Below are 6,905 nucleotides of genomic sequence, written 5' to 3'. Positions count from 1 at the left end.
GTATTAAGAAAATCAACTTTAAATCGTATTATTCTGCTGCAAAAGAATATAATTCTTTACTAGATGGGGTGGTTTTATGCCATATGTAATCCGAGATGAAGGGCTAGTTTTACAAGGGGATGATGGAAAAGAACCAATTTTTCATACATATGAAGAAGCGGAGGAAACATTAAAAACATTAACTATACCGCAGTTTCCGAAACATATTAGAAGAAAACCATTTACACCAAAATAATATAGATAGCCGCTTCTGAATAAAAACCGGCTATCTTTATTATTCATAACTTAATAGCAAATAAAGTATATAAAAACTCTTTATATTGATTTTCTGTAATTTCACGCTTAGTTTTTTCCCCATGAATAACTTCAGTTAAACTTGTATTCGTTAATGAAATATGACCGGAGTTCGTCAACTTTACTGCAATTGGTCCTTTATTAAAAATAGACTTCTCATCTTCTATCACTCTTCTTTGAACATCGTTTACTACTATCTCATCAATAATATGTTTATAAAAAGCATGACAAACTTTCCATTCTCCAGCAGCATCTATTCTTTCTAAAACATAATTTCCTTTACTCGTATCTTTTCGTCTCACTCGGTACGAACCATTTTTTGAAGAAACAGACTCGCCAGTAAAAGGTACAGGAACAAGAGGTACTAACGAAGCTATACCTACATCAATTAAATACTGTAGATTATCATAAGTTAAAATAATTGTTATATGGCCATCCTCCAGTGCCCATGCATTTATATCATTTTTATACACCGTACCTAATGCCAGTTGTACATCATAGCCACAGTCTTTTAAGAAATAGTAAAAAAGAGTATTTAATTCGTAGCAAAGTCCACCACGGGAACTAGTTAAAATTTTCTCTCGTAAGTTTTCCAGAGAGATTTGATTCGTATTTCGTGCTATAACATCTAAATTCTCAAATGGTATAGTGTGTGCAAATGAAAAGAGTATAGTAGGTAATTCTTCAAACGTTACTTCATTACGTTTTTTAAGATTTAATCTTGTGAAAAGCTGATTTTGTAAACTTGTCATAATTAGCACCCCTTAAAAATTTATAAGTTTAAATAATATATGCTGATTGTAAATTTTAAGGGGCACTGTAACAATGTACATTTCATTTAACTGTACCGGTACAAAAATTACGATTCACAAGGTAAATTAATAGAAGGCGTCATTACAAATGTCTTTTCTGTAATTACTTCTTTTTGGGGCAAATCAAAAGCTACGAATATAAATTTAATAGTTTATCTATAGGCAAATTATTAATATCGCTTAAATCAACAAAATAGTGAAGTTGCCACGTTTGGCTCCTTTTAGCTTGATTGCTAACAGTGGTATCCCAAACAGGATAAATTCTCATTGCCATTTTCCCTGTTTGACTTTGTGTTCTCAATATTTTTTCTTTAAGAAGAATCTCTTTAGGAAAAATAAATTGTCCTAGTTTGTTATCAGCAATACAAGTGATTACTAATAAATCAGGAGCAGCTTCATAAGAGAAAGCTATATTTCGCATATTTTCATCTTTCTCCCAAAAAGAAACAAATTGACCAATTTTATTAGGAGTAACTTTTGATTTTCTAAAACGAATAGTTTTGTTATTTAAATGGAATAAACATCCTGCATATTCTGCGTTTTGCTTTTCTTCTTTTAGATTCGTAATCATTAAGTTGTTAGGTTTGTAAACTATATTATTTAAATTTTGGATTATATTATTAAAATTGTTCAAGAAAACTCCCCCTTTATTCATCTCTTAGTTTACCACAAACATCAGTTCTTCTATATCGTATATAATCATGAACTAAGTGAAATGGGGGAATTTAGCGGGATATAATTATTACTTTAATGTACTTAGTTTTTCAATTGCTTGTTGTTCAGTTGCTAAGTAAAAAATGTCATTCCCTTTATTACATTCATAAATAAAATCCTTTAAGCTTTTACTAGTATACATAGAGAAATCTCCAACAATAGCAATCTTTACCTTGTAGTTTATAAACTTTTGAAGAATATCGCCCGCAAGCCGTGTTTTTAGATCAAAGAAATCTTCACTTATTAAAGATTTATGGATAATAATATGTTTCGCATCTACCTCATATTGAACTGTTGCCATAGTATCTAATGCAGACTGAACATCCGATATTAATACCTTATCGTTTCTAATGACCGCAATATTGATTCCATCGATTACTACTTTCTTTATTTCCATAGTCCCACCCCTTTATAATTTACAGAGTATGAGTAAAATTGTTTTACAAAACTTCGTATTAATCATAGATTAAATTAGCCGCAGCTATTAAAATTGCCTCTATTTTTTATTGTAAATATATATTTTTTTATTACTAATACGGTCAATGAAATTAATGATAGTTTCTCTTTTTTATATTTTTGAATGTATATATATGAAATTGCTTTTACTTGTTATAAAAATATTGTGGAGTAACATAACTTAACAAACTATCCAAAGTGTTAATCTCGGCATATGGTTGTATTTTGGTCGTATTCTTGATTTTTTGAGGGTTAAACCACACACCTTTTATATTTGCATTTTGAGGACCAACAATATCCTTTTCTAAGTCATCCCCAACAAATAAAGTATTTTCCGGCTGTAAATTTAGCTTATTTAATGCTAGTTCGAATATACGTTTATCAGGTTTACTAAATCCCACTTCTTCAGAAATAATGATTGTTTCAAAATATCTATTTAAATTCGTATTAAATATTTTAGCTTTTTGCCTCTGAGTTGAGCCATTTGTTATAATTCCAACTTTAAAGTGCTTCTTTATTTGATTTAAGAAATGAATAGTATTTTGGTCTATTGAAAAACATTTAGGTAAATTTTCATTCCAAAAATCTTGGATATAATTGTGTGGCAATCTATATTTCGGCGCGAATTCATCAAATAATGATTCTAAAACTATCGTTTTATCACTAATGCCGTATTCCCTTTTATCGTATTCTTTGAATTTCTGTAACATATTGTTTTTGACTGTATCACTAACATCCTCATAACATTTTTCTAAAACTAATAAAAACAAGTTATCTACTGCCTTATCCCTATCAATTAACGTATCATCTAAATCAAACAGCATCGCTTTATAACCCATCAAATAATTTCACAACCTTTCTCACATGATTTAAATAATCCCTTGTTTGCACCTTAGGCCTTTACTAAATTAGCAAAAAAACTAAAAAATTTGTGGCGTAAGCTCTAAAATTTCGCTGGCTTCTTTTATATTTAAATTCATCTCCCTTTCCCCTTCTAGTAAAGTATCAAAAGTATATTTTCAAACAGTTTAAAAAACTACATGCAATTTACATTATTATACATTAGTTTTTTGTAAATATTAATTGTTTAGCTTTTTATATAATAAGTTTTTTCAAGCGCACAAATATTTCTCTATAAAAAAGGAATATGGGTAATAATACTTTTTTATGGAGAATACACAATCTTGAAAATGGAGCTACTACGTTAAACGTCCTATGAAGTTCCTATTGTATCTCCACATAAACTCCAGATAGTACGGCTATAATGACTACCAGAGGTGATATTATGAAAAACTATCATATTCTCGTGGTAGAGGACGATCAAGAAATTCAGGAATTAATTAAACAATTTTTAATGACACAGCATTATACAGTGGTAGTCGCTTCAGATGGACTAGAGGGTATGACACAATTTAATAAGCAATCATTTGATTTAATTCTTCTAGATGTCATGATGCCCAATCTTAATGGGTTTGAAGTTTCTAAAATGATCCGAAGTCAGTCAAACGTACCAATTATTATGCTAACTGCGTTGGAAGAAGAGGAAGATCAAATGAAAGGATTCGACCTTGGGATCGATGACTATATAACAAAGCCCTTTTCATTTCATGTTTTGATTAGACGAGTCGAAGCTGTACTTAGAAGAAGTTATGATAAAAATGTAAATAATCATTTGATATTTAAAGAAGTGCGTATTGATGTGGATGCATATAGAGTATATGTAAATGACGTTGAAATTATATTAACGACAAAAGAGTTTGAAATTCTACAACTACTATTTCAAAATGAGAGAAAAGTACTCACAAGAGAAAATATCGTTGAAAAGGTTTGGGGTTACGATTATTTTGGAGAAACACGAATAATTGATACACATATTAAAAACCTACGCAAAAAATTAGCTATCCCTTATATTAAAACAATAAAGGGTATTGGATATAAAATTGATGAATAGTATTGTGAAACTCATGAAAATGAAGCAAATTACTTATAAACTCTTTATGACTACATCTCTCATTTTATTATCCTTTGCAGTATTGATTTATTTAACTTTATACTTCTTTCTTCCGACGTTTTATGAGCAATATAAAACAGATCAACTTCAAACAGGGATAAACGAAATCATTGATAAATCTAAAAATCTTATGTTTCAAGATGCGATACCACTTTTTGATGAATACGCCAAAAAAAATAATGCGATGCTTTATCTTCAAAATAAAGAAGGAGTAATTATTTACTCTCCTTCATTTTCTTTTATTCAAAGTGGTACGCAAAAAACAGTAGTTACTAAAGCAACACGATTCGAGAATGCAAGTACCCTTAGCAATTCATATAACGTTACGAAACCAATTCAATTTCAAGATGGTAGTTTAACGCTTGTAGTGTTTGCTACATTTCAACCGATTGATGAAGCTTCACAGGTTTTAGTACGCTTTCTCCCCTATATTAGTATCATTGTGCTCGTTATTGGTATAGGAAGTGCTTATTTTTATTCCAGGTTTATTACAAAGCCACTTATTTATATTAATGAAGGTGCACAAAAGATGGCAAATTTAGATTTCTCCGAAAAAATTGAGGTTCGCTCTACAGATGAGTTAGGAGAATTATCTAATAGTTTGAATGACATGTCTATTAACTTGCAACAAGCTATGTTTGATTTGAAAAAAGCAAATGAACAATTAAAAAATGATATTGAAAAAGAAAGAGAAATAGAAACAAAACGCAGAGAGTTTTTTGCGATTGTAGCACATGAATTAAAGTCCCCTCTTACTGTAATGAAAGGATACTTAGAAGGAATGATATACAATATTGGCCCTTATCAAAATCGCGATCAATATTTAAAGAAAAATCATCAAATTATTGAAAGTATGGAACAATTAGTTCGTGAAATTTTAAGCGTATCGAAATTAGAACAACACACCTTCAAACTAAAAGTAGAGGAAGTTAATCTTTCAAAGTTAATAGGTGCAATCACAAAAGATCTCGAATTTTTTGCTTCTCAAAAAAGCATTGAAATAATAAAAGAAATTGATTCTGACCTTTCTATTTATACCGATTGTGCTCTTTTAGAAAAAGCATGTAAAAATATTATTCACAATGCGGTTATGTATTCACCACATAATGAAAAAGTCTATATAAAGTTAAGTGAGGATTCGAAACAAGGTCAAATCGAAATGCAAATTATAAATACAGGTGTCAATATTAAAGATGAAGATTTACAACAAATTTTCAAACCATTTTATCGAATTGAAAAATCAAGAAATCGAAATACTGGAGGAAATGGTTTAGGGCTATATATTGTTAAGCAAATTCTTGAAACGCTAGATATAAAGTATTCAATAAAAAATATGGAACATAGTGTGCAATTTTACATGAGTATTCCATTATCTAAACATAAAAACAAACAAACTCTCCTTTAAATAGGACGAGTTTGTTTGTTTTTGTAGTAAGTATAAATTTATTAACAGGTTTTTCACTTAATGGACAAATGCTGCTTCTTAAATGGCGATTATCATAAGTAGTGACAAACTGTATTCAATTTACATATTTATCTTCTACTATAATAGCAAAAAAACGAAATTCCGCTTAACAGCAAATTAGATTCTCTTATTCGAGATGCATTTCATCTATGAAGATGAAAAGGAAGATGAAAAATGCATATTTCCCTCCATTTTTCAGATTAATTTAGAATTCTTTTATGATAAGCTATATGTAAAGATTAAATATAAAACATAAAGGATGATTCATATGCAAATAAGACCAGAGGTAAGTGAATATAACTCCTATTATGCAACGTATACCAACTTGGTATCAGACGGAAATATCATACATATTCTAGAACAACAAATGAAGGAAACAAATCTTTTATTAAAGGGAATTTCTGATAGTGAGGGACTTTTCCGGTATGCTCCTACTAAATGGAGTATAAAAGAAGTAATCGGTCATATAGCAGATACAGAACGGATTATGGCGTATCGATTGCTATCAATCGCTCGAGGCGAGACAGCAGAACTTCCAGGCTATAATGATGATATGTATGTTCTTAGAGCTGGTTTTGATAAGCAATCTATGCAAGATCTTCTTGAGAATTTAATAGTTGTTCGCCAATCTACCTTGTATTTACTTAGAAGCTTAGATAAAGAAGCTTGGTCACAAAGAGGAAATGCGAATAATTCTGAAGTTACAGTTCGTGCATTAGCATACATCATTGCTGGTCATGAGCTTCATCACCTTCAAATTATAAAAGAACGTTACCTTGGTTCTGATTTATATCCAGCAACTTAATATTTGAAGAAAAAGAGTCCTATTTATGTAGTGCTCTTTTTCAGTATTTATAACGGATTAGCGCTTAGAACCACGGCAATTAAATGCATTTATTTATAAAATTCACCACATAATATTTATGCTATCCCCTCTTATTCTGTACATAATTTTCTTTAGGCTGATATACTATAAACGCAATAGTTCTGGAAAGGTGATGATATTATGTATGAACAACAAAATAATAGAGATAGAGATCAAAAAATGATGTTTTCTATGCAAGGAGTTCCCACAAATAAAATTAACATGCATCAATTACCTAAATGGATTAGAATTTTTGGCTATTGTGCGTTTGGTTGGATAATAGTATTT

At 30.0% G+C, this 6,905-nt stretch carries 8 protein-coding genes; 4 read left to right on the top strand and 4 right to left on the bottom strand.

The genetic code is table 11. The features are described from left to right. Window positions 1-76 precede the first annotated feature (76 nt). Window positions 77-235 (top strand): hypothetical protein, encoded by a 159-nt coding sequence (locus tag GBN78_RS30475; protein ID WP_001987460.1) that lies wholly within the window; start codon window positions 77-79, stop codon window positions 233-235. Between the two features lie 43 nt (window positions 236-278). Here GBN78_RS30475 and GBN78_RS27730 read toward each other — a convergent pair whose 3' ends face one another. The 4 genes from GBN78_RS27730 to GBN78_RS27715 all read right to left on the bottom strand — a co-directional run bounded on the left by GBN78_RS27730 (window position 279) and on the right by GBN78_RS27715 (window position 3,115). Beyond that, entirely contained in the window at window positions 279-1,046 is a 768-nt protein-coding gene (locus tag GBN78_RS27730) for an arylamine N-acetyltransferase family protein (RefSeq protein ID WP_000202802.1), read from the bottom strand. A 190-nt stretch (window positions 1,047-1,236) separates the two neighbouring features. After that, window positions 1,237-1,761, bottom strand: coding sequence for a MepB family protein (locus GBN78_RS27725; RefSeq protein WP_193224766.1), 525 nt, complete (start codon window positions 1,759-1,761; stop codon window positions 1,237-1,239). A gap of 87 nt (window positions 1,762-1,848) precedes the next feature. After that, window positions 1,849-2,217, bottom strand: coding sequence for a DUF4180 domain-containing protein (locus GBN78_RS27720; RefSeq protein WP_000403464.1), 369 nt, complete (start codon window positions 2,215-2,217; stop codon window positions 1,849-1,851). A gap of 205 nt (window positions 2,218-2,422) precedes the next feature. Then, window positions 2,423-3,115, bottom strand: a complete 693-nt coding sequence (locus tag GBN78_RS27715) for an HAD family hydrolase (RefSeq protein ID WP_000540706.1) — start codon at window positions 3,113-3,115, stop codon at window positions 2,423-2,425. Window positions 3,116-3,561: 446 nt separating this feature from the next. Here GBN78_RS27715 and GBN78_RS27710 point away from each other — a divergent pair, with 446 nt between their 5' ends. From GBN78_RS27710 to GBN78_RS27700, 3 genes are all read left to right on the top strand, one after another. After that, on the top strand, window positions 3,562-4,227 hold the full coding sequence (locus GBN78_RS27710) for a response regulator transcription factor (protein ID WP_000800727.1): 666 nt from the start codon (window positions 3,562-3,564) through the stop codon (window positions 4,225-4,227). Further along, complete coding sequence (locus GBN78_RS27705; protein ID WP_193224765.1) at window positions 4,220-5,692, top strand: sensor histidine kinase; 1,473 nt, start codon at window positions 4,220-4,222, stop codon at window positions 5,690-5,692. The genes GBN78_RS27710 and GBN78_RS27705 overlap by 8 nt, the downstream gene beginning before the upstream one ends. Before the next feature lie 328 nt (window positions 5,693-6,020). Continuing rightward, window positions 6,021-6,557 (top strand): DinB family protein, encoded by a 537-nt coding sequence (locus tag GBN78_RS27700; RefSeq protein WP_109140893.1) that lies wholly within the window; start codon window positions 6,021-6,023, stop codon window positions 6,555-6,557. Window positions 6,558-6,905 lie beyond the last annotated feature (348 nt).

The sequence above is a fragment of the Bacillus sp. B2-WWTP-C-10-Post-4 genome (genome assembly GCF_009183805.1).
Classification (GTDB): Bacteria; Bacillota; Bacilli; order Bacillales; family Bacillaceae_G; genus Bacillus_A; species Bacillus_A cereus.
This window is presented reverse-complemented; position numbering and strand designations above follow the sequence as displayed.